General features: G+C 67.7%; 26 protein-coding genes and 1 pseudogene. 17 read left to right on the top strand and 10 right to left on the bottom strand.

Annotation, left to right across the window (positions count from 1 at the left end; translation table 11 throughout):
* Positions 1-84 precede the first annotated feature (84 nt).
* From AB0J78_RS07185 to folP, 3 genes are read left to right on the top strand one after another with little or no spacing between them, the layout of a single operon-like run.
* Positions 85-705, top strand: coding sequence for a cyclodeaminase/cyclohydrolase family protein (locus tag AB0J78_RS07185; protein WP_363787761.1), 621 nt, complete (start codon positions 85-87; stop codon positions 703-705).
* On the top strand, positions 702-1,580 hold the full coding sequence (locus tag AB0J78_RS07180; protein ID WP_363787760.1) for a bifunctional 5,10-methylenetetrahydrofolate dehydrogenase/5,10-methenyltetrahydrofolate cyclohydrolase: 879 nt from the start codon (positions 702-704) through the stop codon (positions 1,578-1,580). The genes AB0J78_RS07185 and AB0J78_RS07180 overlap by 4 nt, the downstream gene beginning before the upstream one ends.
* Positions 1,577-2,446: a dihydropteroate synthase gene (gene folP / locus AB0J78_RS07175; protein WP_363787759.1), complete on the top strand. Its 870-nt coding sequence runs from the start codon at positions 1,577-1,579 to the stop codon at positions 2,444-2,446. Before AB0J78_RS07180 ends, folP begins: the two co-directional genes overlap by 4 nt.
* 18 nt (positions 2,447-2,464) lie before the next feature.
* On the opposite strand, the gene AB0J78_RS07170 is transcribed toward folP, so the two are convergent.
* A complete protein-coding gene (locus tag AB0J78_RS07170; RefSeq protein ID WP_363787758.1) occupies positions 2,465-3,139 on the bottom strand; it encodes a GntR family transcriptional regulator in 675 nt (224 codons plus the stop codon).
* An 83-nt stretch (positions 3,140-3,222) separates the two neighbouring features.
* Here AB0J78_RS07170 and AB0J78_RS07165 point away from each other — a divergent pair.
* Both AB0J78_RS07165 and pabB read left to right on the top strand, forming a co-directional pair.
* Positions 3,223-3,560, top strand: a pseudogene (locus tag AB0J78_RS07165) (formyltransferase family protein); the annotation flags it as partial.
* Positions 3,557-4,726 carry an aminodeoxychorismate synthase component I gene (pabB, locus tag AB0J78_RS07160; protein ID WP_363787757.1) on the top strand — a complete coding sequence of 390 codons (1,170 nt, stop codon included), beginning with the start codon at positions 3,557-3,559 and terminating at the stop codon, positions 4,724-4,726. The pseudogene AB0J78_RS07165 and the gene pabB, both read left to right, overlap by 4 nt.
* 175 nt (positions 4,727-4,901) lie before the next feature.
* On the opposite strand, the gene AB0J78_RS07155 is transcribed toward pabB, so the two are convergent.
* The 4 genes from AB0J78_RS07155 to AB0J78_RS07140 all read right to left on the bottom strand — a co-directional run bounded on the left by AB0J78_RS07155 (position 4,902) and on the right by AB0J78_RS07140 (position 9,256).
* Complete coding sequence (locus AB0J78_RS07155) at positions 4,902-6,290, bottom strand: MFS transporter (RefSeq protein WP_363787756.1); 1,389 nt, start codon at positions 6,288-6,290, stop codon at positions 4,902-4,904.
* A 711-nt stretch (positions 6,291-7,001) separates the two neighbouring features.
* Positions 7,002-8,450, bottom strand: a complete 1,449-nt coding sequence (locus AB0J78_RS07150; protein ID WP_363787755.1) for a GGDEF domain-containing protein — start codon at positions 8,448-8,450, stop codon at positions 7,002-7,004.
* Positions 8,451-8,653: 203 nt separating this feature from the next.
* Positions 8,654-8,932 carry a hypothetical protein gene (locus tag AB0J78_RS07145; RefSeq protein ID WP_363787754.1) on the bottom strand — a complete coding sequence of 93 codons (279 nt, stop codon included), beginning with the start codon at positions 8,930-8,932 and terminating at the stop codon, positions 8,654-8,656.
* 69 nt (positions 8,933-9,001) lie between these two features.
* Positions 9,002-9,256, bottom strand: coding sequence for a zinc finger protein (locus AB0J78_RS07140; RefSeq protein ID WP_363787753.1), 255 nt, complete (start codon positions 9,254-9,256; stop codon positions 9,002-9,004).
* 344 nt (positions 9,257-9,600) lie between these two features.
* On the opposite strand from AB0J78_RS07140, the gene AB0J78_RS07135 reads away from it, so the two are divergent.
* From AB0J78_RS07135 to AB0J78_RS07125, 3 genes are read left to right on the top strand one after another with little or no spacing between them, the layout of a single operon-like run.
* Positions 9,601-10,452 (top strand): helix-turn-helix transcriptional regulator, encoded by an 852-nt coding sequence (locus AB0J78_RS07135; protein WP_363787752.1) that lies wholly within the window; start codon positions 9,601-9,603, stop codon positions 10,450-10,452.
* Between the two features lie 41 nt (positions 10,453-10,493).
* Complete coding sequence (locus AB0J78_RS07130) at positions 10,494-10,892, top strand: DUF397 domain-containing protein (RefSeq protein ID WP_363787751.1); 399 nt, start codon at positions 10,494-10,496, stop codon at positions 10,890-10,892.
* A 24-nt stretch (positions 10,893-10,916) separates the two neighbouring features.
* Entirely contained in the window at positions 10,917-11,117 is a 201-nt protein-coding gene (locus AB0J78_RS07125; protein WP_363787750.1) for a DUF397 domain-containing protein, read from the top strand.
* 111 nt (positions 11,118-11,228) lie between these two features.
* Here the strand turns inward: AB0J78_RS07125 and AB0J78_RS07120 are convergent, their stop codons facing one another.
* From AB0J78_RS07120 to AB0J78_RS07105, 4 genes are read right to left on the bottom strand one after another with little or no spacing between them, the layout of a single operon-like run.
* A complete protein-coding gene (locus AB0J78_RS07120; protein WP_363787749.1) occupies positions 11,229-13,253 on the bottom strand; it encodes an acetate--CoA ligase family protein in 2,025 nt (674 codons plus the stop codon).
* A gap of 39 nt (positions 13,254-13,292) precedes the next feature.
* Positions 13,293-14,117 (bottom strand): enoyl-CoA hydratase/isomerase family protein, encoded by an 825-nt coding sequence (locus AB0J78_RS07115; RefSeq protein ID WP_363787748.1) that lies wholly within the window; start codon positions 14,115-14,117, stop codon positions 13,293-13,295.
* Entirely contained in the window at positions 14,114-15,109 is a 996-nt protein-coding gene (locus tag AB0J78_RS07110) for a 3,4-dihydroxy-2-butanone-4-phosphate synthase (RefSeq protein ID WP_363787747.1), read from the bottom strand. The genes AB0J78_RS07115 and AB0J78_RS07110 overlap by 4 nt, the downstream gene beginning before the upstream one ends.
* The gene (locus AB0J78_RS07105) at positions 15,106-16,077 is read right to left on the bottom strand and encodes a phosphotriesterase-related protein (RefSeq protein ID WP_363787746.1); all 972 of its coding nucleotides are present in this window, start codon (positions 16,075-16,077) and stop codon (positions 15,106-15,108) included. The genes AB0J78_RS07110 and AB0J78_RS07105 overlap by 4 nt, the downstream gene beginning before the upstream one ends.
* Positions 16,078-16,312: 235 nt before the next feature.
* Here AB0J78_RS07105 and AB0J78_RS07100 point away from each other — a divergent pair, with 235 nt between their 5' ends.
* From AB0J78_RS07100 to AB0J78_RS07060, 9 genes are all read left to right on the top strand, one after another.
* Positions 16,313-17,365: an LLM class flavin-dependent oxidoreductase gene (locus AB0J78_RS07100; RefSeq protein WP_363787745.1), complete on the top strand. Its 1,053-nt coding sequence runs from the start codon at positions 16,313-16,315 to the stop codon at positions 17,363-17,365.
* A 57-nt stretch (positions 17,366-17,422) separates the two neighbouring features.
* Positions 17,423-18,139 (top strand): TetR/AcrR family transcriptional regulator, encoded by a 717-nt coding sequence (locus AB0J78_RS07095; protein ID WP_363787744.1) that lies wholly within the window; start codon positions 17,423-17,425, stop codon positions 18,137-18,139.
* Between the two features lie 5 nt (positions 18,140-18,144).
* Positions 18,145-19,377 (top strand): acyl-CoA dehydrogenase, encoded by a 1,233-nt coding sequence (locus tag AB0J78_RS07090; RefSeq protein WP_363787743.1) that lies wholly within the window; start codon positions 18,145-18,147, stop codon positions 19,375-19,377.
* 22 nt (positions 19,378-19,399) lie between these two features.
* Positions 19,400-20,350, top strand: a complete 951-nt coding sequence (locus tag AB0J78_RS07085) for a cyclase family protein (RefSeq protein WP_363787742.1) — start codon at positions 19,400-19,402, stop codon at positions 20,348-20,350.
* Positions 20,351-20,382: 32 nt separating this feature from the next.
* Positions 20,383-20,916, top strand: a complete 534-nt coding sequence (locus AB0J78_RS07080; protein WP_363787741.1) for a flavin reductase family protein — start codon at positions 20,383-20,385, stop codon at positions 20,914-20,916.
* Between the two features lie 163 nt (positions 20,917-21,079).
* Positions 21,080-22,390 carry an MFS transporter gene (locus AB0J78_RS07075; protein ID WP_132674324.1) on the top strand — a complete coding sequence of 437 codons (1,311 nt, stop codon included), beginning with the start codon at positions 21,080-21,082 and terminating at the stop codon, positions 22,388-22,390.
* Entirely contained in the window at positions 22,387-23,145 is a 759-nt protein-coding gene (locus AB0J78_RS07070) for an SDR family oxidoreductase (protein ID WP_363787740.1), read from the top strand. Before AB0J78_RS07075 ends, AB0J78_RS07070 begins: the two co-directional genes overlap by 4 nt.
* Positions 23,142-23,879: an SDR family oxidoreductase gene (locus tag AB0J78_RS07065; RefSeq protein WP_363787739.1), complete on the top strand. Its 738-nt coding sequence runs from the start codon at positions 23,142-23,144 to the stop codon at positions 23,877-23,879. Before AB0J78_RS07070 ends, AB0J78_RS07065 begins: the two co-directional genes overlap by 4 nt.
* A 23-nt stretch (positions 23,880-23,902) precedes the next feature.
* On the top strand, positions 23,903-24,481 hold the full coding sequence (locus AB0J78_RS07060; RefSeq protein WP_363787738.1) for a nuclear transport factor 2 family protein: 579 nt from the start codon (positions 23,903-23,905) through the stop codon (positions 24,479-24,481).
* On the opposite strand, the gene AB0J78_RS07055 is transcribed toward AB0J78_RS07060, so the two are convergent.
* On the bottom strand, positions 24,448-25,428 hold the full coding sequence (locus tag AB0J78_RS07055) for a LysR family transcriptional regulator (protein WP_363787737.1): 981 nt from the start codon (positions 25,426-25,428) through the stop codon (positions 24,448-24,450). The genes AB0J78_RS07060 and AB0J78_RS07055 overlap by 34 nt on opposite strands.
* Positions 25,429-25,447 lie beyond the last annotated feature (19 nt).

Raw genomic sequence — 25,447 nt, 5'->3', positions numbered from 1 at the left:
CTCGTCGGTCCCGGAAGCGCAACCGGACTGCCGCACGAGTCCTGCGATCACATTCCCAGCCCGCACAGAAGAAGGACCGATGCCATGCGCATGGAAACCCTCGAACGTTTTCTGGGCTCGCTCTCAGACCGGGTAGCAGCCCCGGGAGGTGGGGCGAGCGCCGGGTTGCACGCTGCTCAGGCCGCCGCGCTGGTCGCGATGGTCGCCCGCTACAGCGATGGCGAGAAGTACTCCGAACACGCCGCGACGATCACGGCGGTGCGGAACGACACCGATCAGCTCCGCGAGCTCGCGCTGACGTTGGCCGAAGACGACGCCTCCGCCTTCGGCGCGGTCGGTGCGGCCTACGCGCTCCCGCGCTCCACCGACGAGCAGAAGGAGGCCCGGTCGCGTGCGATCGCGGCTGCCCTGGTCGAGGCCGGCCGGGTTCCAGCGAGGGTGGTTGCCGTTGCCAAGCAGGTCGTCGGCTTGGCCGAAGAGCTGCTGCCGATCGGAAATCGCAACGTGATCAGCGATATCGCTGCTGCTGCGGAAGCCGCCCGCGCGGCGGCGACCACCGCGCGGGTGAACGTGGAGGTCAACCTCAACGGGATCAGCGGGGCCGAGGAGCGCACCGAGCTGATCACCTCCATCGCCGAAGTCGACGACATCACCACGCGCGCGGACAAGGTCACCGCCGCCGTACGGGAGGTAATCGGACGATGACAGGACAACTCGTTTCCGATGAACCGGCCACGGCAGTGCTCAGCGGCGCGGCCCTGGCCAAGGAGATCCGTGCCGGGGTGACAGCGGCAGCGGAGACACTCGCGAGAGCCGGCACACCGCCGCGCTTGGCGGTCGTCGTGGCCACCGACGACGAATCCACCGCCTGGTACGTCCGCTCGATCGCCAAGGCCGCGTCCAAGACGGGAATCCGGTGCGACATCGTCGATCTCGGCTCCGAAGCGACACCCGATGAGATCCGCGGCCGGCTCACCGAGCTGAGCGAGGACGCGTCAGTGCACGGAATCATGCTGCAGACCCCGCTGCCCGGCGGAGCGTCCGTCGAAGACCTGGCGGCTTCGATCGTCCCGGACAAGGACGTCGACGGTGCCAATCCGGTGTCGCTGGGGCGACTCAGCGCCGGCATGCCCGCGTTCGTGCCGGCCACCGCCGCAGCGGTGATGGAATTGCTGGACCACTACGCGGTTCCGCTGGCAGGCCGTCGGGCCGTTGTCGTCGGACGCTCCAGCGTGGTCGGCAAGCCGGCAGCGCAACTGCTGCTGCAGCGCGATGCGACGGTGACCGTGTGCCACCGCCACACTCGTGATCTCGCCGCGCACACCCGCCCCGCTGAGGTCCTGGTGGTGGCCGTCGGACGCGCCGGCTTGATCGGCGCTGAGCACGTCGACGCCGGTGCTGTCGTGATCGATGTGGGAACCAATCCGACGGCCGACGGCGGTTTGACCGGCGACGTCGACGAGGCGGACGTGGCGGGCTCGGTGGCCGGGTTGACTCCGGTTCCCGGCGGAGTGGGGCCGGTGACGACGGCGCTGCTGCTCCGGCACACGATCGAGTCGGCTTCGCGGAGCCGACCATGACAGGCCCGCCCGCCACCACCGCGGCTCCGAGGGCGCCTGCGGCTGGTGTCGAGGAGTTGCTGCGGCTGCTCCGCGGTCCGCGCACGTTGGTGTGCGGGATCCTCAACGTCACACCGGATTCGTTCTCCGACGGCGGCGCCTACTGGCACAGCGGCGCTGCCGTGTGGCGAGGGCTCCGCTTGGTCGAAGAGGGTGCCGACATCCTCGACATCGGCGGTGAATCCACTCGGCCGGGTGCGTGCCCGCCCAGTGTTGCTGAGGAGCTCGACCGCGTGGTGGGGGTCGTCGAGAAGCTGGCAGCGCAGACGGACGTTCCGCTGTCGGTCGACACTTCACGACCGGAGGTGATGCGGGAAGCCGTGGCCGCGGGTGCAACGTTGATCAACGACGTGCGTGCGCTCCGCCATCCCGGTGCGCTGGAGATGACGTCGGATCTGGGCGTGCCCGTGTGCCTGTCGCACATGCTCAGGCCACCGAACCTGATGCAGCACGATCCGAGCTACGACCACGTGCTCGTCGACGTGGCCGCGTTCCTCCGGGAGCGGATCGATGCGTGCGTGAGCGCGGGGATCCCGCGCGAGCACATCGTGATCGACCCGGGGTTCGGGTTCGGCAAGACCCTCGAGCACAACCTGGCCTTGTTGCGCTCGCTGAGTTCGTTCACCGAGCTCGACGCACCTGTGATGGCCGGTCTGTCCCGCAAGGCGATGCTCGGCCAGATCACCGCACGGCCGGTCGGGGACCGGGAGGCGGCGTCGGTCGCCGCCGCCGTGCTGGCGGCGCAGCGCGGGGCGAAGGTGCTCAGGGTGCACGACGTGGCGGCCACGGTCGACGTGCTCAAGGTGCTCGACGCCGTCGAGGGATGAGTGGGCGGTGCCGGGCGGTCACATGATCGCCCGGATCGCCTTCTCGAATCCGGCGACGTGCTCTTCGGCGATCTTCTCGGCTTCCCGGCTCTCACCGTCTGCGACTGCTCGCAGCAGGCCGACGTGCTCGTCGACGTGCCGGTCGAAATGGGTGACCCGATCCAAGAACACGCAGAAGATCCGCGTGGCGAGGTTGTTGTACCGCACCAGGGTGTCTTCCAGGTGGGGGTTGCCGGCGGCGCGGTAGATCGAGCGGTGCACCCGCAGATCCCACTGCATCAGCTCAGGGCGGGACTTCAGCACGACGTCGTCGTCCTGAATGACCTCGGCCAGCTCGGTCAGCTCGGCGCGCATGACCTCCGAAGCGTTCTCGGAGGCGCGGCGGGCGGCCAGCGGCTCGAGGTGCACGCGGATGTCGGAGATGGAGGCGAGGTCGGTGATGTCGACACCGGAGGCGAAGGTGCCGCGGCGCGGGTAGGAGACCACCAGCCGGTCGACTTCGAGTCGCTTGAGCGCCTCGCGGACGGGCGTGCGGCCGATGCCGAGGGCTTCGCTCAGGGCCAGGTCGTCGATGGGCGACATCGGCGGGATGTCCAGCATGATCAGCTGGTCCTGGATGGCGGCGTACGCGCGTTCGGCCATCGAGGTGGGGGCTGGTTCGAGCTCGTGCGGGGCGGTGGTCACGAAAGACATCGTAGGGGCGGGAATCCGCTGGTCCATACATCCCAACCATTGATGTATCTTTTGTAACGATACTGATATATTAACTGTTCCCGGCGCGCTACAGGCGAATCCTCTCCGACGAGACGAGCAAGGCCCTGCACGGCCGCGCCATCAACATCCACCACTCCTTCCTACCGGGGTTCAAGGGCGCCAAGCCCTACCACCAGGCCTACCGCGGTGTGAAGCTGGTCGGCGCCACCGCGCACTACGTCACCTCAGACCTGGACGAGAGGCCGATCATCGAGCAGGAGGTCATCCGATCGACCACACCCACCACCCCCGCGCGCTGCAAACCGTGGGACGTGACGCGGAAGCGCTGTCCCGCGCGCTGCGCTGGCACTGCGAGCGTCGCGTGCCGCTCAACGGCCACAGCGCGGTCGTCTTCCCATGACCGCTCGTTTCGACGATCTCCGCGCGGGCACCGCGCTTCGGTTCCCGGCACCGTCCGGTGTGCTGATCGCGCACCGGCCGGAGGAGGTGGCGCCGGTTCTCGACCTGGTGGACCGGGCGACGTCGAACGGCCGGTGGGTCTTTGGGTTTCTGGCGTACGAGGCCGCGGCAGGACTGGATCCCGATCTCGCGGTCCACCCTGCGCAGGAAGGGTTGCCGCTGGCCTGGTTTGGCATCACCGGGCCGCCAACACCGATCCCTGCGGTGTGCGATCGTGTCGAGGCGGGTGGCTTCGACGTCGGATGGGAGCCACACCGGTCGCCGGTGGAGCATCGGGCCCTGGTGGATCGGGTTCGTGAGAGGATCGCGGCGGGGGAAACCTACCAGACGAACCTCACGGTGCGGATGCGCGGCAGGTTCGCCGGTGACCCGGCTGGGTTGTACCGGGACCTGGCGACTGCCCAATGCGGTGCGTACAACGCGTATCTCGACCTCGGGCGGTTCGCGATCGCCAGTGCGAGCCCGGAGTTGTTCTTCGAGCTGCGAAGCGACGAGGTGTTGTTGCGGCCCATGAAGGGAACCGCGCCCCGCGGCCGCGATCAGGAGGAAGATCTGGCCCTGGAACGCGCGTTGCGCGGAAGCGCGAAAGAACGGGCTGAGAACGTGATGATCGTTGACTTGATGCGCAACGACGTCGCGCGGGTCGCGGTGCCGGGCAGCGTCAGGGTGCCGTCGTTGTTGGCGGTGGAGCGGTATCCCACCGTCCTCCAGCTCACCTCGGACGTGACCGCGCGGCTGCGTCCTGATGCTGGTCTGCGCGAGCTCTTCCGGGCCCTGTTCCCCTGCGGCTCGGTCACCGGTGCACCGAAGGTCAGCACGATGCGCCTCATCCGCGAGGTCGAGGCCGATCCGCGTGGGGTGTACTGCGGCGCCGTCGGCTGGTTCGCACCGCCGTCCGCATCGGTGAGAGCGCGGTTCAACGTCGCCATTCGCACGGCGGTCGTCGATCGGGAAGCCGGCCGAGTTCAGTACGGCACTGGCGGTGGGATCACGTGGAGCTCCGATGCGGACGCGGAGCATCGTGAGTTGCTCGTCAAAGCTGAGATCCTCCGTCGCCGCAGTCACGCGCGAGCCTCCTCGTCCGGGATCGAGAGACCGTCGCGATAGGCCCCAGATGATCGCACCAGGTGGATGACCGCCGGGGAAAGTGCTGGATTCCAATGGAATTCGGGCGCGCTGATCCGGTTTTCCGGACGTGGACGTGTGCTGAACCCCGGCGATCGACGAGGTGCCTCGCGCGGAGCGAGGCACCTCGTCGCGGTGGTGACAGGGCCGGGATTCGTCAGTACCTCTCGGATCTCTCAGCCGGTTCTTCGACCGCGGCGGGGGATCCCGGAAGTGGTTGGTTGGCGGACTCCTTGGTGAACCACACCGAGATCGCGCCGATGGCGCCGGCCCCCATGAGGTACCAGGCGGGCCACATGACGTCACCGGTGGTGGCGATCAGTGCGGTCATGGCCGAGGCGACGGTGCCGCCGAACAGGGACACGGAGGTGTTGAAGGAGATGGACAGCGCTCCCTGACGCACGCCGGTCGGGAACAGGGCAGGCAGGGTCGATGGCATGGTGGCACTGAACATCACGAGCATGAGGCCCATGAGCAGGAGGCCGGTGAAGACGGTGCCGGTGGTGTTCTGCTGGATGAGCAGCACCGAGGGAACCGAGAGCACCGCCAGGGCGATGCATCCGCTGAGAACCACGGGCTTGCGGCCGATGCGGTCCGACAATCGCCCGATGGAGGTGATGACGATCAGCATGATGCCCATGACAGCGATCTGCAGCAGGTAGGACTCGGTCTCGCCGATGCTCGGTGGCAGCACGTCGGAGAGGTAGGTGGGCATGTAGGAGGTCAGCATGTAGTTGGTGACGTTGAAAACCAGGACCAGCCCACCGCACTGCAGCATGGCCGGCCAGTGCTGCGCGAAGATCGTTCGGATCGCCTTCTTGGCGTGCTGCTCCTTCTGGTCGGCTTCTTCGACGAGCTTCGCGAATGCGGGGGTCTCCTCCAACTTCATGCGCAGGTACAGGCCCACGATTCCCAGCGGTCCGGAGATCAGGAACGGGATTCGCCATCCCCACGACAGCAGATCTGCTTCGGACAGCGTCGCGTGGAGGACCATGACGACGACCGCGCCCAGGATGTAGCCGACCAGAGTGCCGAACTCCAGCCAACTGCCCAGGAAGCCACGGCGCCTGTCAGGTGCGTATTCGGCGATGAACGTCATCGCTCCGCCGTACTCGCCACCGGTGGAGAAGCCCTGCACGAGCCGGGCGATCAGCAACAGCATCGGCGCGGCGATGCCGATCGCGCTGTAGCTGGGGATGATCCCGATGCAGAAGGTGCCGACCGCCATCAGGATCATCGTCGTGGACAGAACGCGGGTTCGTCCGATCCGATCGCCCAGCAGTCCGAAGAACATCCCGCCCAGCGGCCGTACGAGGAAGGCCGCTGCGAAGGTGCCGAAGGTCGCCAGCAGCTGCGCGGTCGGGCTCGAATCGGGGTAGAAGACCTTGCCGATGGTGATCGCCATGTAGGCGAAGACTCCGAAGTCGAACCACTCGGTGACGTTGCCGACCGCTGCCGCGGTGACCGCGCGCTTGACCAGTGATGGGGCGACGACTGTGGAAGAGGAATGCGTTGTGCGTTTTTCCGTTGGAACTTCCGCTGACATGGTGTTCGGCACCTGGCGCGGTGCCGCCTCCTTTCAACGACGGGTTCCTGAAAGGCCATTGGGGCCGGTCAGGCGAAACTGGCGTTGGAAAGGCCGAGAAAGGCCGCTTGACGGGCCGATCTCGCGCTTTGCGCCCTCGGCTCGCATCCGGCCGTGGACGTATCCGCCTCGTCAGCACTGGCTGTGCCGCCGCGGCTCACGCCGAACTCTCGTTTGTTGCGCAATGGGGAACATGGCTCGCTGAATGCAACAGCCTTGCCTCGCTCGATGGCCTTGTCAAGGGCGACAACGGCCCGAAGCACGCTTTGATCAGCGCGAATCAACGCTTTGACCTGCGTAAATATAGATCAATTGGGATCTGAGATTGATATATCAATCGGCGATCAGGAGTCCGGAAGGGATGCCAGGGGCTTGACGTCGGCTCGGCGAATCCGCACGATGCGTGGCGACGGAGGCGGCTCGCGGGCTTCGGCACGGGGATGAGCGCGGTATTCCCGAAAAGTGGCCGCCCGGGGCTTCCTTCCGTTCGGTGGCGGGTGCTCATCCGGGCTGCGCGATCTCAGTGGAAATCGGAACCCCGAGTTCCACTTAAATCCGGTCAATCGCCGCATCTGCGGGGTCGTCGAGAGCCTCCGGCGATCTAAATCGGCGCGGCCGGACCCGCGGCGGCTCGGTCGCATCGCTCGGTGCGTGGAGGGAGCGTCACCGCGTTCAAGGGTCGATTCTCATTCCATTGCGCCCAGCGGCCTTTGCCTGGTACATGGCCTCATCAGCGCGAGCGAGAGCCTGGTCCGGGCTGTCGTTGTTGTTCAATCCCACGTACCCCAGGCTCGCGCTGACCGCGCAGGAGGAGTCGTTCAGGCGGACAGGCCCGTCGAATGCCTCCTGAATTCGCCTGCTGAACTCTTGAGGGTTCTCAGGGGCGGGGTCGAGAAGGATCACGAATTCATCGCCGCCCATGCGTGCGAGCGTGTCCGTCCGCCGAATGCAGGCGCGAACGCGAGCTACGACCGTGCGCAGCACGGTATCTCCCGCCTCGTGCCCCAGGACGTCGTTGACTTCTTTGAAGTGATCCAAGTCGGCGTAGAGGAGGCCAAGGCGCCGAGGCTGCTGGTCCTGGGACATGGCCTTGTCGAGGCGGAGCAGCAGAACGTTCCGCGTGGACGCCCCGGTGAGAGGATCGTGGTTGGCCTGATAGCTCAATTGCCGCCGGGCCGCGTAGAGCTGACGAAGCGTGATGAGCTGTCGCACGACGACCAGCGCTACAACGCCGATGAGCGCGTACACCTCGCCGACGTGCGGATCACCGGTGGAGATCGTCGTGAAGAGGGTCCATCCGCACACGACGGCGAATGGTATGTACGGAACGAACAACAAGGGTGTCCGCGGAACCGGGTGCGAAACCCGCCGGTTGCGCGACGGCGCGGCCAGCAGGAGCAGCACCGGGCCCACCATGTAGCCGACATCCGCCACGAGCGGAGGTGTCGAATAATTGGCGATGGTGTAGAGGTACACCGAATCCGACACATCAATGGCAACAAGGCCGGCCACCAGCCACACCAGCGGAAAACGCAAGGTTCCGTACAACGCGATCGCGAACAGAACCACAATGGTGATCAGGACCAGGTCGGCGAGAGTGTAGGAAGCCACTACGAGAAGCCTGCCCGCACGGGCGGTGTCGGCTTGCCGAACCACGCTGTAAGCGATTTTCCAGCTCAGCGCCAATACACTTCCCGCGATGATCAGTCCGTCGAGCACGACGACCACGTGCGACGGGACCACTTCGTGCTCTTCAACCGCACCCCGATCCTTCTTCGTCAGGACGAGCAGGGCCAGGAAGGAGAACAGCGGAAGTCCGAGATAAAGCGCGTTCGCAGCGTTCGGGAAGGTCATCGGATCGATGCTGCGGTACCAGGTCCACAGCGCATGAGCTGTGGCGAAGCAGGCGAGTGCCGAAGCCATCAACCATCGCCAGCGTCGCTCATCACCTGTCCGGCGCCACCCGGTCCAGGCGAAGGTCGTGGCTGCGGCAACGGCGGCCAGCACGCCGGTCAAGTCGGCGACGAACTGGCTGGCCGCAGTCCCCAGCATGCCCGAGAGCACCAGCACGACGGCAGCAGCAATGACGACCGCAACCGCCGCGAGGTTGACGGCGGTCATGCTGAGCGCCGTCAGGTGCCTGGGGTGTCGTTCGTGCATGCTCGCACCCGAACTGGTGTTCCGGAGAAGACGTCGTCGTGCCGGAACGGACGATTGGGCAAGCCATCCGGCCCGTCCCAACGATAGCTCCGCAACTCTGATCGGTCGCGGGAGCCGACCACTTCGACATCGGATGTCAAGAGCGGATCGTGCACCCGCGGAGTTCAGAAAGGCTGTGCTTGATCTCGGCTACGACTCGCCTCGTGAGTTCCGGCTGTGGAGGACATGGCCTGCCCGCCCCGGTCGAGGGGAAGTGGTTCCGGGGCGGGCAGGTGCTCGTTCGTGCAGGTCGGTCGCGCTTCGGGGTGTCGCGCCCAGATCTGGCGAGTCGTGCGCCGCGCACGGCGCGTTGCCCGCCACTGCCGAACGAGCTGGAGGTCAGTGATGACGGCGGCCCACGGCATGACCACGAGGAGTGCGAGCAGGACGTAGAAGGCGGTCATGTCACTCTCCGCGCGAAGACGCGGTGGTCATCGGTTGGTCGAAGGGGGTGGTGATCACCTCGTGGGAGTTCATCTCCGGGACTCCGAGCGATCGCGACGGGTTTCGAAATGTGCAGGTGGCATGGGAATTCCGGCTATCTGGTGCGCGCGGGCGTCGCAGGCCGCGCACGTTGGCGAGAACCAAGCCTCGGCGCTGCGATCGGCGGTCACCGACTCTCCGCAGAGCGTTTCGAACGGGACCCCGTCGTTGGGTGTTGCCTCGGCTGTGGCGTGGCGCGCATCAGTGCTCGGGCACCAGGTGAACGGGTGCGGGCGATAACTCATAGATCCCCCGAGCGGTCAATGTCGTGGGTGTGCATCCCGGATCGGGATTGGAAGGCGTGAAGGGCTTCGCGCCTGGTGGGCCATGCGGTTGAGAGGCGATGCGACTCAGCCCGCAGCAGAGCTGCCAGGGGGTCTCATGACTTGCTGTGATCCAGTGATCACGGCACGTGGCTGATGAAGTACCGTCGTGACTTGTGTACTCATAGACAGGACCTCGCAAGCATTCGTGGTCTGCGGCTGGGCGATGCGGTAGATCATAACTTGTGTACTCAAGTTAAGTGGATGCACAAACGGGTGAAATGCTGATCTAGCGTGATCGCACGCGCACAGGTTCGGAGGTGGGTGTGGCTCAACAGCAGCTGCCACCAGCAGTGATGAAGATCGTGTTGGGTAATGAGCTGGCGCGCCAACGCGTGGAAGCGGGGCTGACCCAGGACGATGCGGCGTCAGTGCTGCGTTGTACTCAGCAGAAGATCGCGCACATCGAGAGAGGCAGCGGCATCCGGGCGATGGAGCTGGATGCGCTGTTGGACCGCTACGGCGCCAGCGAGGACGACAGCGCCTATGCCCGAGACCTGCAGGCGGAAGGCAACCGCCGGGCCAAGCGGGGTGCCTTCAGTTCGAGGTTTCGGCAGTACATGCGCCTGTTCGTCGACATGGAACCGAGCTGTCAGCGGATTTTCGCCTATCGCGCTCTGGTCATCCCCGGTCTGCTGCAGACCGAGCGCTACATGCACACGCTGTCTCGGGCGTGGCGGCCTTCGTTGGGGCAGGAGCAGATCGACCGCGACATCGCCGACCGGCTTGCTCGCCAGCACGTGCTCGACAACACGGACCAGGAGTTCTGGTTCGTCATCGATGAAGCGGCACTCCACCGAATCACCGGAACCTCCGAGATCGTCAAAGAGCAGATCATGGCGCTCGTCGAAGCGCTCGACCGGCCGAACATCGACATCCAGGTCGTCCCCTTCAGCGCCGGCTACTACATGGGGCAAGGCCACGATTACTCGATCTTCGGTTACGACACCAAGCCAGCGGTGAGTATCGTCTACCTCGAACAACACGATGGTGGAACGTACGTCGACGACACCAAGCGGACCGCTCGGTACCTGACGCTGTGGGATCAGCAGAAGGCGGCGGCATCAGGGCCGGAGCAGACACGCCGCTTCCTGCTGGAAATCGCCGACACGCTCTAACCACCGGGCATGAGTGCAACGCGCGAGGGGCGGCAATGATGATGAACAGCACCAACTCGAACACGGGACACCGCGGCGGGCCTGTCGGCGTCTGGTTCAAGAGCTCGCTGAGCCATCCCAACGGCAACGACTGCGTCGAGGTCTTCTTCGACACCGGGCTGGTCCACGTCCGCGACAGCAAGGATCACGGCACTGGCCCGTCCATCACCGTGCCTGCGAAGCACTGGCAAACGTTCCTCGACGAAGCCGCCGGCCGTGCCGCAGCGTTATCCAACAGTGCGATCTGGATCGACATCGACTCCACCGGCGGGGCCACGCTTCGCCCGCGTCACGGTGCGGAGGTCGCCTTGTCGTACACGCCGGGGGAGTGGACGGCCTTCGTCGCCGGTGTTCGCAACGGCGAGTTCGACCTCCCACCTACCGTCGTGCTCGCCGCCTGATCGACATTGAGGTGAATAGAGCGCATGACGCCGAAACTCACGCCGACCGGGTGGCGGAAGTCGTCACGCAGCACGCAGGTTGACAACTGCGTGGAAGTGGGTCGCATCGGTGACGGTGCCGCGGTCCGCGATACCAAGAACCGGGAGCAGGGCTACTTCAGCACGACCCGCGTGCAATGGGCTGCGTTCATCAACGGCGTGAAGTCGGGCCGGTTCGACAGCTGACCGTTCGAATCGCCCACCCCGCTTTCACGTATGCGGAGTGGGCGCTTTCGTCCCATGCGTTCGGGCACTCGAGGCGCCACCTCGTGCGGTGACCCGCTTTGCAAGATCGTTTCAGGCGAAGCGGGTGATGACTGCGTCGGCTGCCCAGCACTCGGTTGGGGTCACGATCAGCGGGTTGATCTCCACGGTCTCGTAGTCGGCCAGTCCGCCGTGCTCGAAGGCTTCGCAGAGCTGGGTGAGGGCCTTGCGGGCGGCCGGGTGCTCGGTGACTCCGGCTGTGCGCAGCAGGTGTTCGGCGTCGTCGGGGTGCAGCGGGAGTCGCCGGGTGGTGGAGCGGTTGGCGAGTTCGGTGGCCGTGCCGCCCAGGCCGACCACGACGTGCTTGCCGAGCACCGGATCGGTGTTGAGGCCGATGAGGATCTCCTTGCCGAAGACCATCTCCTCGACGAGGTAGCCGTCGATGGTGCCGGGGTCGACTCCGGCGGCGGTGACGCTCGCTTCGATCTGCTTCGTGGTGGCGGGGAGGTCGTCGGGGCTGCAGATGCCCAGTGCCACGCCGCCGAGGCGGGACTTGTGGCTGATCGGGGCGATGATCTTGACCGCGAACGGTGGCCGCAGGTCGGAGGCCACGGCTGCCGGGTCGTCACCGCGATCGACTCGGACGCCGCGCACCACGGGTGTTCCGGCGGCTTCGACCAGGTCGCGGGAGTCGGCTTCGCTGAGCACGCGGTCGCTGGTCTCGGGGCCGGTGGTGTGCTCGTCGTCTGGCAGAGCGGGGAAGAGCTTGGCGAGGGCGGTGAAGGTCAGCCGGAGGTTGTGCACCACCGAGACGTGCGGGTGCCGAGCCTGGTAGTCGCGGACCCAGTCGGTGACCGGGACCGGTGCCATCGAGGTGATGACCAGCGGCATCTCGTGCTCCGCCGACAACCTCGCCAGGTCGTCCCAGTTCCAGGTGTGGACGGCCTGCTCCGGTGAGTCCGAAGGAAGCTGGACGCTCCAGGGCATCAGGACGAGTCCGGTGTTGGGGTCGGCGAAGACCCTGCTGTTGACGCTCTCGTCGCCTTCGCGGCGCTTGACCCCGATGACGTCGAGCGGGTTGTCGACGAACGAACCGGGCCCGGCGAGTTCGCGGATGCGCGCGATGGTCTCGTCGGCGAACACGGTGAGGTTGACGCCGTGGCGTTCGGCCAGGTCGCTGCACAGAGCTGCTGCGCCGCCGGAACCGCCCAGGATCGAGACCGCGCGCGGCCGACCGGGTTTGACGCCGGCCAGGCTCAGCGTGGCCAGGCGCATCAGTTCGTCGATGCCGTCGGCGCGCAGCACGCCGTGCTCGCGCAGCAGCTCGGAGAGCACCGCGTCGCTGCCGGAGATGCTGGCGGTGTGGGAGAGCACGACCCGGCCACCGCGTTCGGACACCCCGGACTTCAGCACGATGATCTGCTTGCCCGCCTCGCGGGCGCGTTCGAAGGCGTCGACGAACACGGGGAGCTGCTCGGTGGAGATGCCTTCCAGGTAGACGCAGATGACCTCGGTGGTGGCTCTGCTGATGGCCAGCGAGATCGCCTCGGCGACTCCGAGCAGCGCGCCGTTGCCGGTCGAGGCGCAGAAGTCCACGCCCAGGTGTTCCTCGGTGGCCGCCGCGACCAGCGCGGACAGCAGGGCGCCGCTCTGCGAGATGATCGAGACCGGGCCTGCCGCGGCGTCGAGCCAGGCCGGTTCGGCGACGGCGCAGACCCGCTCGTGGAAGTCGGCGAAACCGACGCAGTTGGGACCCCACAGGCGGGTTCCGGTGCCGGAGACGATGTCGATGAGCTCGGCGTGCAGTTGGCGGCCCAGGTCATCGCCGCGTTCCCCGAAGCCGTCGGAGACCAGCACGATGTCGGGAGTTCCCAGTTCGGTGAGTTCGCGGACGGCCTCGACGCTGGCTTCCCGCCGGATGGCGACCACGGCGGCGCGCGGCGCCTCCGGTAGGCCCCCGACGCCCGGGACGGTGGGCAGACCGGCGACCTCGGCGTGGGTCGGGGTCACCGGGACGACGTCGAGGTCCGGGTTCAGCGTGCGCAGGTTGTGGATGGCGCACTGGGTCCAGAAGTTGCGGGGCGAGGCGCCGACGACGGCGATGGTGGATCGGGACACGGCGGTGTGGCTCCTTCGGGCTCGGGGCGGGTGCGGTGATCAGAAGGCGAGGGAACCGCCCTCGGCGTACCAGGTGCGCGCGGCGGAGATGCCCAGCTCACCGAGCTTGGCGACCATGCGCCGGTTGCCCTCGGCGGTGTGGATCAGCGCGTCCCAGCCGGCGCAGGCGTCCAGGGTTTCCCGGAACCCCTGGCGGATCAGCACGTCGTTGGCCGCCCGCTTCTTGATCTCGAGCATGTCCAGCGGGGTCTTGGACACCTCGCGGGCGACTTCCCGCGTCTTGTCCAGCACGTCATCGGCGGGCACGGCGTAGTTCGCCCAGCCCCGGGACGCGGCTTCGGCACCGGAGATGTGGGAGCCGGCGGTGTAGGAGAGTTCCTTGGCCTTCTTCGGACCGAGGTGCGACATCGCGACGGGTCCGAGCATGCCGCCGCCGATGGGCAGCACCGGCCATCCGATCTTGGTGTCCTCGCCGACCACCGCCAGATCGGCGCAGGCCGGGATCAGCGTGGCCCCACCCATGCAGTAGCCGTGCACGCCGGCCACGACGGGTTTCGGCAGGTCGAAGACCGCGGTGAAGGCGCGGATGTGGCCGCGCAGGCGCAGCCAGTCCTCGTGGGCCGTGCGGTGTGCGGGCGCATCGCCGTTCGTGCTGGGTGCGGGGCGGGCGACGTCCCAGCCGACGCTGAACGCGCGGCCCGCGCCACGCACGATGATCACCGAGACCGAGGGGTCGGCCCCGAGCTCGTGCAGCGCGTTCTCGTAGTCCTCGAACAACGCGTCGTTGAACGCGTTGAGCTTGTCCTCGCGGTCCAGCACGAGTTCGGCGACCTTCTCGTTCCGTTCGATGCGGACGAGACTCATGGCACGAGCCTTTCTGCTAGGGGAGAGCCGGTGGTGGTGTCCGGCAGCGCGATCCGATGGCGGTACAGGACGAGTCCGTGGCCCCGATCAGCGATCGAGTGCAGGGACGCGGCGAGCTCGGCCCGGCATCGGCAGGCGTCGGGCTCGAAGAGGCACTGCAGGCATTCGTCGTGGATGATCGGCGGCTCGGTGACGTCGCCGCCGAGGACGAGCGCCGTGATCTCGGCGGTCCCGTCGCGCCACCGGACCACGTCGAAGGCCCTGCCGCGGATGGTCAGCTGGAACGCGCGCGCACGCCGGTCACCGCGTGCCAGTCGGTGGGCGAGCACGGCGGAGGTGGTCACCGCCGACAGGCAGTGTCGGTGCGCCCAGGCGCGTGCTTCCGGGAGCCGCTGGATTGTGGTCGGGTCGGAGTCGGAGACCAGGCAGGCGCGGGCGGCACCGGTTCCGGCACCGGCGAGCCTGACCAGGTCGAGTGCGGCCTCACCGGCCTCCAGCCGGCCCAGCACTCCCTCGTCGTGGGCTCGGTAGGTCAGCACGTGCCCGGGGCGTGCGAACGCCTCGGCCGTGGTGGTGGGGTCGCCGAGCAGGGCGATCGTGCGGGCGCGGTCGGCGGCGGAGATGCCGGTGCCGGTGCTCTCGGCGGTGTCCACGGCGACGCCGTATTCCGGGGCGTTGGGGGTGCTGCGGTCGCGGCTGATCGGGGGCAGTTCCAGCCGGTCCGCGTCGTGCCGGGCCAGCGCGACCTGCAGCAGGCCCGAGGTGTGCCGGACGGCGAAGGAGACCAGAGCGGTGGTCGCCAGGCTCGCCGCGAACACGAGCTCACCGCAGGGGTGTGGCCCGGTGTCGTCCACCAGCACGATCGGTTTTCCCGCTCGCAGTGCGGCAATCGCGTCGTCAACCGCGTCCGTCTGGTGTGGACCGCCCAGGGCCACGACGTCGTCGAGTTGGGGAGTTTCCGCGGTGGCGAGCATTTCGTCGATCCCGTTCATGACGACGCGCCGGAGAAGATGTCACGCGGGTTGTCCACGAGCATGGTGTCGATGTCGCGCTGGCTCACGCCCGCCTGGAGCAGCGCCGGGATGACGTCGCGGGTGATGTGCGTGTAGTTCCAGTTGGGCAGGTGCTCGGCCCGGTAGGCGTCGGGGAAGTTGTGGCTGTGGCACGACGCGTCGTGCGAGAGCACCAGGCGCGTGGCGTAGCCGCGGCGGACGAGTTCGACGACCGTTCCGATGCGCTTGTCGAACGGCAAGCGCTTGTCCAGCCCGAACCGGTCCATGCCGAGGTAGGAACCGTTGTCGAGCAGCCGCTGGAGGTAGTCCAGGTCCTCGGAATCGCCGCTGTGCCCGATGATCACGTTGCCGAGGTCGACGCCTTCCTCGGCGAAGATCTTCTGCTGCTCGAGCCCGCGCTCGGTGGCCACGTCGGTGTGGGTGGAGATCGGCACGCCGGTGCGCAGGTGAGCGCGCGCCACCGAGCGCAGCACCCGCTCGACGTCGGGGGTGACTCCCGGAACGTCGGTCGCGCACTTGAGGATTCCGGCGCGGATGCCGGTTCCCGCGATGCCTTCGCAGATGTCGCGCACGAACATGTCCACCATCGGCTCCTCGCCGCCGATGAGCCGTCCGGGTCCCCGGAGCCGCAGGTAGGTGGGCAGTTCGTTGAAGGTGTAGAAGCCGGTCGCGGCGATGATGGTGACCGGCGAGCGCTCCGCGACGGCGCGCACCCTGCGGATGTCCCTGCCCAGCCCGAGCACGGTCAGATCGACGATCGTGTCGATGCCGTTGGCCTTGAGATCGGCCAGCTTGGCCACCGCGTCGTCGGTGCGCTGGGCGTCGTCCCAGGTCTCGGGGTAGTTGGCCGCGTACTCGTGGTTGAACACGAACACGTGCTCGTGCATCAGCACGCGGCCGAGCTGGTCGCTGTCGATGCCGCCGGTGATGGTCTGGACCGAACTCATGGGGTGCACATCTCCCTCGGAAACAGGGTTGGGGACAAGCGTTTTCGCCTGCGGTGGAAGTGCAGAAGCGGGAGTGGAGGTGACTGCGGAAGGCGTCTCTGGCTGTTGACAATGACGCGCGTGTCATGTTTAGTCAAGCCCGTCTTCACCCCGGGTTGAGCAGCGGTTTCGCCCGGCGGCGCCGCCTTCGATGCGGGCTGCCGGACCACCCCGTCATGGGTCTTTGAGGAGAGCAATGAGCAACGTCGCCACCCCGCATTACGGGATCTTCAGCCTCTCGAACGTGCCCCCGTGGAACACCCACAACGAGGTCGTGCACAAGGCCGTCGAACAGATCAAGCACGCCGATCGGCTCGGCTTCGAGGAAGCCTGGGTGGCCGAGCACAACGGCCGCCGGTACGGGATCGTGGCCTCCGCGCAGCTCCTGCTGGCCGCGGCCGCGGCGGCCACCGAGCGGATCCGCCTCGGATCCGGGGTGTCGCGGCTGCCGATGCACCACCCGCTGCGACTGGCCGAGGACTACGCCTACGTCGACCAGCTCAGCAACGGGCGGTTGAACTTCGGGATCGGAAAAGCCTACGACCGCTTGGAGTTCCAGGCCTACGGGATTCCGGAAGCCGAGCGCGACGCCCGCTACGAAGAGGTCTTCGACATCGTCATGCAGGCGTGGCGCGACGGGAAGGTGCGGTACCGGGGCGAGCACTACCAGGTGCCCGCCGAAGGCGAGGTGGTCGACGAGGTCGAGCTGTTCCCCGAAGTGGTGCAGAAGCCGACGCCACCGGTGTTCGTGATGGTGTCCTCCAGCGAGGAGTCGCTGCGGTCGGCGGCCCGGCGGGGCTTCTCGTTCGTCCTCGGTCAACGCCCCACCCGCAACGACGTGAAGCACCTGGTCGGGGTGTACCGGGAGGAAGCACGCGCGGCCGGGCACTCCTTCGACGCGATCGACGAGAACATCGCCCGCGCTTCCCAGCTCAAGGCCGTGCACGTGGCGGAGAGCCGCGAGCAGGCCAAGGAGGAGTACCGCGAGGGCTACATGTGGTACGTCGGGGTCCTGACCAATCGCGCGAAGGTCGGGCTCGGCATCGACGAGCTCAGCTACGACGAGTACATCGAGCGCAAAACGCTGGTGCTCGGTTCGCCCGATGACGTCGCCGAGGAGCTCGCCTCCTTCCACAGCCACACCGGCCTCGGCGGCCTGGTCGCCTGGTTCGACGCGGGCAGTCAACCGCAGGACCGGGTGCTGCGATCGATGACAATGTTCGCTGAGAAGGTGCGTCCGCAACTGTGAGCGTGGCGGCGGACTCAGCAGCCGCTGGCACGCCGCACGTCCGAGAACGGAGACATGATGGCGAACGGCAGCTCCGGTGAAGGCCGCAGGAAGAGTCCGCCGAAGGTTTCGCAGCAGAGCCCGGAACCGCGCACCGCGCGCGGTCGCCGCACGCGCGACCGGCTGCTGGCCGCTGCGCGCGTCGTGTTCGAGACCCGAGGTTTCCTGGACACCCGCGTCGGTGACATCTGCGACGAGGCCGGCCTGGCGCAGGGCACCTTCTACATCTACTTCCAGTCCAAGGAAGACGTCTTCTACAACCTCGTCGACTCGGTCATCGCCGATCGGTACCTCCTGACGGCCGTGCCGGACGACTTCACCGGAACCGTTGCCGACAGGTTCGCCTACACGCTGCGGCAGTACTTCGCCGAGATGGAGCACTCCCGGCGGTTCAGCCGGATCGTCGAGCAGGTCGCCACGTTCGACGAGCGCATGCGGGAGAACCGCATGCAGATCCGGCGCGACTTCCGGCGGCGCGTGCAGCACGGCATCGAACGTCTGCAACGGCAGGGCGCGGCCGATCCCGAGGTCTCCGCCGAGCTCACCGCGGAGGCGATCGTGGCGATGATCAACAACTTCGCCTACATCAACCTGGTCATCGGTGAACGAGAAGACCTCGACATCGAAGAAGTGGTCCAGACACTCACCAACATTTGGGCGCGCGCCTTGGCGCTGGACGTCGAGAAGGCCGAGGCCAACGACCCCAGGGAAGCGCCCCGGAAGAGAAAGACCTGACGCGCATGGAATTCACCGTTCCGGAAGACGCTGCGGAGACGGCGAAGGCGGTGCTCAGCTTCATCGAGCGCCACGTGGAACCGATCGAACGCGAACACGCCGCGCTGCTCGACGACGAACGCAAGCGCTACGACGACAACGGGCTGCTGGTGCCTGCCGTTCAAGACCTGAAGAAGCAGGTCAGGATGGCCTCGGCGGAGGCCGGTTTCTACACGATGTTCGGCGACGAGGCGCTCGGCGGGGGTGGGCTCGGCGAGATCGCGCTGGTGCACATCCAGGAGGAGCTCAACCGGATCTGCGGGCCCGCCCGGCCGCTGATCCACGAGAACGTGATCCCGTCGGTGTTCACCAACGGGCTGAGCCCGATCCTGTGCGAGCTCAAGCCCGACGTGCGGGCGCAGTACCTCGACGGCATCGCCTCGGGGGAGAAGACGCTGTGCTTCGGGCTCTCCGAACCCGGTGCCGGCTCCGACGTCCAGCGCATCCGCACCCGGGCCGTCCGCGACGGCGACGAGTGGGTGATCAACGGCTCCAAGCAGTGGATCACCAACGCCCCCTACGCCGATTACTGCATCCTGTTCGCCGTCACCGACCCCGAGGCGAACAAGGACCGGCGCGGCGGCATCACCGCGTTCTTCGTCGACACCCGGTCCGAGGGATTCGAGTGCACCAGCGTCATCCCGATCCTGGGCCACGCCGGATCGCACATCGGCATCGTCACCGTCGAGGACCTGCGGGTGCCCGAGGACCACATCATCGGAACCCTGCACAAGGGGCTGGCGCTGGCGCTGCTGGGGATCAGCAAGGGACGGCTGTCGATGTCGGCGATGTGCGTCGGCCTGGCCCGCTGGGCCCTGGAGATGTCGGTGGAGTACGCCCAGCAGCGCGAGACCTTCGACTCCGCCATCGGTGACCACCAGGCGATCCAGATCAAGCTGGCGGAGATGGCGATGGACGTCTACGCGGCCAAATCGGTGGTGGGGCGCACCGCGTGGCTGGTCGAACAGCGCCATCGCGCGGTCAAGGAGACCTCGATGACCAAGGCCTTGTGCACCGAGATGCTGGGGCGGGTCAGCGACTCGGCCATGCAGGTGCACGGAGCGATGGGCCTCACCAACGAGCTGCGGCTGCAGGAAGCGTGGCGGCACGCGCGCACGCTGCGGATCCCCGACGGCACATCGGAGATCCAGCGCCGCACGATCGCCGGGCGCCTGCTCGCCGGCGACCACGAGCTGTAGTCGCCGATCTAAGAGGTGAGCAGTGGACATCGACGCGACATCGCTACCCAAGTACTCGGAGCTGCCGCGGCTTTCCGACATTGGCGCGAACTGCTCCTGGGGTGTGTTCGGGCCCGATGACGAGCTGGGCACCCTCAACCTGCTCGACGCCGACGCGGTGCGCGCCTCCACCGGACTGGTGCGCACCGGCGAGCGGATCGGGCTGAGCCTTCCGCTGGACCAACCGGATCCTCCGCTGTTCCGGCGAGAACCGTTCCAGCACACGATCAAGCGGATCGGCAGCATGTGGGACGACCGGCTGGACTCCTTCTTCCCGCAGGGGTCGACCCAGTGGGACGGGTTCCGGCACCACCGGGTGCGCGAGCACGGCTTCTACGGCGGAGTCGTGGACGATCCGGCGACCGGGAACCCGCGGCTGAGCATCCACCACTGGGCCCGCACCGGCATCATCGGACGCGGCGTGCTGCTCGACATCGCCACGCATCTCAGCGGCAGCGACTACGACCCGCTGACCGAGCGCAGCATCACCGCCGACGAGCTGCGCGCCGTCGCGCGTGCGCAGGACGTGACGATCCGCCCCGGAGACGTGCTGTGCGTGCGCACCGGCTGGCTGGAGGCCTACCGGGCGCTGGAACCCGCTGCGCGGGAGGAGATCTCGGCCCGCAAGAGCGGACTGGATTCGGCCGGACTGGGCGCCGACGAGGCGACGGCGGAACTGCTGTGGGACTGGCACATCGCAGCGATCGGCGTGGACAACCCGGCGGTCGAGGTGACCCCCGGCGACCCTGCCGTGGGCAGCCTGCATCGCCGGTTGCTCGGACTGCTCGGCATCCCGCTCGGCGAACTGTTCGACTTCGACGAGCTCGCCGGGCGACTGCGAAACCTCGGCCGCCATGAGTTCATGTTCGTGTCGGTCCCGCTGGCGCTCGTCGGCGGGCTGGGATCACCCGGCAACGCCGTGGCCTTGCTCTGAATTCCACTGAAAGATGATGAAGGTGGTGAAACATGGAAACGAGCGGTGACATCGCCGAATCGACGCGGAACGATTTCCGCGGTTCGATTCCGCCGCAGCGCATGCGTGATGTGGTGGGTTCCTTCTGCTCCGGTGTCGTCGTGGTCTCGGCGGTAGATGCCGAAGGGCCGGTCGGGCTGACCTGCCAGTCGTTCGCGTCGCTGTCGCTGGACCCACCGCTGGTGACCTTCGCGGTCGCCCGGACGTCGCGGACCTGGCCGCGCATCCGCGACGTCGGATCGTTCTGCGTCAACATCCTGGCGGCCGATCAGCGGGAGCTCAGCCAGCAGTTCTCCCGCTCCGGCGCGGACAAGTTCGCCGGGGTCGAGTGGTTGCCGAGCCCGCTGGGCGCCCCCGTCCTGGACGGCGTGGTCGCCTGGATCGAGTGCGAGCTGTGGCACGAGTACGACGGTGGTGATCACACCATCGTCATCGGTGAGGTGCACGAACTGGCCGGCACCGCAGACCGCCGTCCGCTGCTGTTCCACCGAGGCACCTACCTGGATCAACCGAGCACGACCGCGTGAACTGATCCCTCCGGGAAAACACGACGTTCACAACAGTTGATGCCGCGTGCGCATTCTTCGCGCCCGCGGCACGGGCCGAGCACGGCCGCATTCCGATGCAATTAGCGATCGCCGGAATTAACGGCGCATCGAAAACCATTCGCTCTCAACGAAGAGAGACATCATGGCCACATTGCAGTCCAGACGCGCCGCTGCGGCGAGCGTGATCGGAACGACCATCGAGTACTACGACTTCTTCATCTACGCGACCGCCGCGGCGCTGGTGTTCAACAAGGTGTTCTTCCCCGCGCTGCAGGGCTTGGCCGGCACGCTGGTGTCGCTGTCGACCTTCGCGGTCGCCTTCCTCGTCCGCCCCATCGGCGGTGTGGTGATCGGTCACCTCGGTGACAAGGTCGGTCGGCGCCCGATGCTCGTGCTGACGCTGACCCTCATGGGCGGCGCGACCCTCCTCATCGGACTCCTGCCGGGCTACACCACCCTCGGCGTGGCCGCCCCGGTGCTGCTGATCCTGCTGCGCATCGTGCAGGGATTCGCGATGGGCGGCGAGCTCGGCGGCGCCGTGCTGCTGACGATGGAGCACAGCAGACCGGAGAAGCAGGGCTACTTCGGCAGTTTCGTGCAGATCGGCGGCCCGCTCGGCCTGGTGCTGGCCACCCTGGTCTTCCTGCCGCTCAACGCGTTGCCGCAGGAGGCGTTCCTGAGCTGGGGTTGGCGCGTGCCGTTCCTGCTCAGCGCGATCCTCATCGTGCTGGGTTATGTCCTGCGGCGCACCATCGACGAGAGTCCGACGTTCGAGAAGATCAAGCAGCGCGGCGCCACCGACCGGGCTCCGGCGCTGACGATCCTGCGCACCTACCCGGTGCGGACGTTGCTGGTGGCCGGAACCACGCTCAGCGGTGGCGTGGTGTTCTACCTGATGTCGGTGTTCGGGTTGTCCTACGCCACGACGTCGCTGGGCATCAGCCGCGGCACCATCCTGCTGATCGTCCTGGTCGCGATGATCCTGGACTGCGTGTTCGTGGTCGCCTCCGGGACGCTGTCGGACCGGGTCGGCCGCGGCAGGATGATCCTGGCGGGGGTGATCGGCAAGGCGGTGCTGGCCTTCCCGTGGATCTGGCTGGTCAGCAGCGGCGACGTGTGGTTGATCTTCCTCGGCTACGTGCTCATGTGCATCCCGCACGCTGCGGGCCAAGGTGTGGCGGGGGTGTTCTACGCGGAGGCGTTCCCGGTCAACGTGCGCTACTCCGGGCTGTCGATCGGCTACACCATCGGCATGATCGGCGGCAGCGCGATCGCCCCGATGGTGGCGGCCAGCCTCGTTGCCACGTTCGGGATCAACTCACTGGGCTGGTACCTGCTGGCGATGAGCCTGCTGTCGCTGATCTCGACGATCGGAGTCATCCGGATCCGCAACAACAGCACCGCGGACGATGAAGCGGAGGTCGGCACCGGCGCAGCGGCGGCGGCGTCATGACCGGGCCGACTTCGAGGGTCGCCGTCGTCACCGGTGCGGCGTCGGGGATCGGTGCGGCGATCGCCGATCAGCTGCGCCGGGACGGACTCCACGTCGCCGCCCTCGACCGCGACGAGTCGGGCTTGGCCGCCGGGCGCGAAGACCGGGACCGCCTGGCCGTGCCCTGCGACGTGCGCGAGGACGCGCAGGTCGCAGCGGCCATCGACGAGGTCGTGGGCTGGCGGTCCCGCATCGACGTCGTGGTCAACGCAGCCGGAGTGCTCTTGCGCGCCGACGCGCGCGCCACCACTCCCGAGATCTGGCGGACGGTGCTCGACATCAACCTCGTCGGCACCTTCCGCGTCGTCCAGGCCGCGATGCCCCACCTCGCGGCCGGGGACGACACCGACGCCAAGCGAGTGATCAACATCGGCTCGGGTGCCGCCGACCGCGGCTATGCCTACCCGGCCTACACGGCCTCCAAGGGCGGGATCGTGGCGCTGACCCGGCAGCTCGCCGCGGAACTGGCACCGGAGGGGGTCACGGTGAACGCGATCAACCCGGGATTCATCCGCACCGCCATCAACGACGACGCGTGGCGCGACGACGACGCCAGGGCCCAGTGGGAACGCACCATCCCGCTGGGACGGATGGGCCGGCCGGAGGAGGTCGCCGCGGTGGCGTCCTTCCTGGCCTCGCCCGGAGCCGGCTACGTCACGGGCCAGGCGATTCGCGTCGACGGCGGCAGGTCCGCGATCTCAGGGCGGCCGTCATGAGCTCCGGCGGCGGTCGCCTCGCCGGTAAGACGTGCGTGGTCACGGGCGCGGCCGGTGGACTCGGCGCCGAGATCTGCCGGGCCATCGGCCGCGAGGGCGGCGTGGCGATCGGACTGGACCTGGTGGCGGCACCCGACCTGCTGCAGGTCGACATCCGTGACGAGCGCTCGGTCGCGCAGGCGATCCAGCGGATCGCGCAGGAGCACGGCGGGATCGACGTGCTGGTCAACAACGCAGGCATCGGCGGACCGCGGAAACCGGCTCACGAGGTCGACATCGCGGAGTTCGACGAGCTCTTCGCCGTCAACGTGCGCGGCACCTGGTTGTGCACCAAGCACGTGGTGCCGCGGATGATCGCCGCAGGCGGCGGCAGCATCGTCAACATGTCGTCGATGTACGGGCTGGTCGGCAATGCGATGGTGCCGCTCTACCACGCGACGAAAGAGGCTGTGCGGTTGATGACGAAAGCCCACGCGGCCACCTACGCCCAGCACGCGATCCGGGTGAACTCGGTCCACCCGGGCTCGATCGACACGGGCTCGGCCGGCTCGGTGCGCCAGGACGAGTCGCCGGCGGCGCGCGAGTACAACGCGCGCACGCTCGCCGCGATACCGCTGGGCGCCCGAGGCGAACCGGCCGACGTCGCCCACGGCGTGCTGTTCCTGGCCTCGGACGAGGCGAAGTACATCACGGGCGCCGAGCTGGTCATCGATGGCGGCTACACGGCGGTGTGAAGAACCTGCTGCGAGGAGGCCACATGCCCACTCTTGACGAGCTGATCGCGCGGACCGAGATCACCGATGTGCTCGGACGCTACGCGCACGCGATCGACCGCGGAGACCGCGAACTCGCCAGAACCTGCTACCACCCCGACGCCACGGACGACCACGGGCGCTTCAGCGGAACCGTCGACGAGCTCTTCGCGTTCTTCGAGACCTACGGCGCAACGCTGGAGAGCACGTTCCACTTCCTGAGCCCACCCACCATCGCGTTGGACGGGGAACGCGCGGAGGTGGAGACCTGCTGCCTGTACCGGCGACAGCCGGTCGACGGCGGTGCGTCGGCGGCGGTGTTCCAAGGCCTGCGCTACTTCGACATCTTCGAACGACGCGCGGGCCGCTGGCTGATCGCCGAACGGACCGTGATCCTCGACTGGGAGCACGCGGCCCCACCGCTGCCCACCACGGCGAGCCCGCCGACGTGGGTGCGAGGAAGCCGCGGTGACACCGACCCGGCCGCACCCTTGACGAGGTCCCTGTCGACCGCGGTCCGACGACGGGCCGACGGCGCGGACGCCGACGATCAGGGGTTCATCGGGAGGTGCACGTCGTCGTAGGCGGCGTCGGCCGCGTCGATCAGGCTCGCCCCGTCGGTCTGAGCGTCGGCGATGGCCGCGTACCAGGTGTCGAGGGTGGCTTTGCAGTGGCGGACCAACTCCTGCGCTGCCGGGCTCAGCGCATCGCGCCGGTGCGCGACGCCGAAGGGCACCGACACCAGCGGATCGGTTTCGATCACGACGGCACCGAGCCGTCGTGCCTGAACGGCCATCCGCAGCGGCAGGAACGCGTGCACCCCGCCGCCGAGGACGAGGGTGAGCTGAGCGTGGCGGTTGGGCATGCTCGCGATCAGCCGCGGTTCCACCCCCACGTTCCGCAGGGCGGTCGCGACCCGGTCGTTCTCGCGCTGCGCGAGCGAGCAGATCGTCAGCGGCAGGTCGCTGAGGGCGTCGAGCGGCAGCGTCCCGCTCGGCGGTGCCGGAGAACCCGGCGGCATCACCAGCAGCAGCCGCTGTACCCCGAGCTCGACGAATTCGAGGCTCTTGGTGGGGACCGGGCGGGTGGTGAATCCGAGCTCGTAGCGTCCGGTGGTCACCTCGCCGCACAGGTCCCGGACGCCGGCGACCTCGGAGATGTTCAGCCGCACGTCCGGGTAGCGGGACCGGAACGACGTGATCCAGGAGGCGACCGCGTCGCTGGACATCTCCGGCATCGTGCCGATGGAGACCGAGCCCGCCTCGAGGTCCCGGGCCGAGCTCAGCGCGTCGCGGGCGGCGACGACGTTGTCGAGGATCGCCCGCGCTTTGGGAACCAGCAGCGTCCCCGCCGGAGTCAGGGCCAGGCTGCGCCGCGCCACGCGCTGGAACAGCTCCACGCCGAGCTCGCGTTCGAGCGCCTGGATCGCTTGGGACAGCGCCGGTTGGGAGACGTAGAGGTGCTGGGCGGCGCGGTTCAGCCCCTCGTGCTCGACCACGGCCAGGAAGTACTCGATCTGGCGCAGTTCCATCGTCCCTCCTCCGGTCCAG

Source organism: Saccharopolyspora sp. NPDC049426, from assembly GCF_040676935.1.
Taxonomy (GTDB): Bacteria; Actinomycetota; Actinomycetes; order Mycobacteriales; family Pseudonocardiaceae; genus Saccharopolyspora.
Note: the sequence above shows the minus strand (reverse complement) of the source record. Positions and strands in the feature narration are given on the sequence as shown.

Coding starts and splice junctions, on each gene's coding strand:
- AB0J78_RS07105 (WP_363787746.1), bottom strand. CDS start 16,077: ATGAGTTCGGTCCAGACCATCACCGGCGGCATCGACAGCGACCAGCTC.
- AB0J78_RS07155 (WP_363787756.1), bottom strand. CDS start 6,290: ATGTCAGCGGAAGTTCCAACGGAAAAACGCACAACGCATTCCTCTTCC.
- AB0J78_RS07170 (WP_363787758.1), bottom strand. CDS start 3,139: ATGTCTTTCGTGACCACCGCCCCGCACGAGCTCGAACCAGCCCCCACC.
- AB0J78_RS07150 (WP_363787755.1), bottom strand. CDS start 8,450: ATGACCGCCGTCAACCTCGCGGCGGTTGCGGTCGTCATTGCTGCTGCC.
- AB0J78_RS07100 (WP_363787745.1), top strand. CDS start 16,313: ATGAGCAACGTCGCCACCCCGCATTACGGGATCTTCAGCCTCTCGAAC.
- AB0J78_RS07140 (WP_363787753.1), bottom strand. CDS start 9,256: ATGAGTTATCGCCCGCACCCGTTCACCTGGTGCCCGAGCACTGATGCG.
- AB0J78_RS07110 (WP_363787747.1), bottom strand. CDS start 15,109: ATGAACGGGATCGACGAAATGCTCGCCACCGCGGAAACTCCCCAACTC.
- AB0J78_RS07060 (WP_363787738.1), top strand. CDS start 23,903: ATGCCCACTCTTGACGAGCTGATCGCGCGGACCGAGATCACCGATGTG.
- AB0J78_RS07115 (WP_363787748.1), bottom strand. CDS start 14,117: ATGAGTCTCGTCCGCATCGAACGGAACGAGAAGGTCGCCGAACTCGTG.
- AB0J78_RS07130 (WP_363787751.1), top strand. CDS start 10,494: ATGAACAGCACCAACTCGAACACGGGACACCGCGGCGGGCCTGTCGGC.
- AB0J78_RS07125 (WP_363787750.1), top strand. CDS start 10,917: ATGACGCCGAAACTCACGCCGACCGGGTGGCGGAAGTCGTCACGCAGC.
- AB0J78_RS07185 (WP_363787761.1), top strand. CDS start 85: ATGCGCATGGAAACCCTCGAACGTTTTCTGGGCTCGCTCTCAGACCGG.
- AB0J78_RS07095 (WP_363787744.1), top strand. CDS start 17,423: ATGGCGAACGGCAGCTCCGGTGAAGGCCGCAGGAAGAGTCCGCCGAAG.
- AB0J78_RS07090 (WP_363787743.1), top strand. CDS start 18,145: ATGGAATTCACCGTTCCGGAAGACGCTGCGGAGACGGCGAAGGCGGTG.
- folP (WP_363787759.1), top strand. CDS start 1,577: ATGACAGGCCCGCCCGCCACCACCGCGGCTCCGAGGGCGCCTGCGGCT.
- AB0J78_RS07080 (WP_363787741.1), top strand. CDS start 20,383: ATGGAAACGAGCGGTGACATCGCCGAATCGACGCGGAACGATTTCCGC.
- AB0J78_RS07070 (WP_363787740.1), top strand. CDS start 22,387: ATGACCGGGCCGACTTCGAGGGTCGCCGTCGTCACCGGTGCGGCGTCG.
- AB0J78_RS07065 (WP_363787739.1), top strand. CDS start 23,142: ATGAGCTCCGGCGGCGGTCGCCTCGCCGGTAAGACGTGCGTGGTCACG.
- pabB (WP_363787757.1), top strand. CDS start 3,557: ATGACCGCTCGTTTCGACGATCTCCGCGCGGGCACCGCGCTTCGGTTC.
- AB0J78_RS07075 (WP_132674324.1), top strand. CDS start 21,080: ATGGCCACATTGCAGTCCAGACGCGCCGCTGCGGCGAGCGTGATCGGA.
- AB0J78_RS07055 (WP_363787737.1), bottom strand. CDS start 25,428: ATGGAACTGCGCCAGATCGAGTACTTCCTGGCCGTGGTCGAGCACGAG.
- AB0J78_RS07180 (WP_363787760.1), top strand. CDS start 702: ATGACAGGACAACTCGTTTCCGATGAACCGGCCACGGCAGTGCTCAGC.
- AB0J78_RS07145 (WP_363787754.1), bottom strand. CDS start 8,932: ATGACCGCCTTCTACGTCCTGCTCGCACTCCTCGTGGTCATGCCGTGG.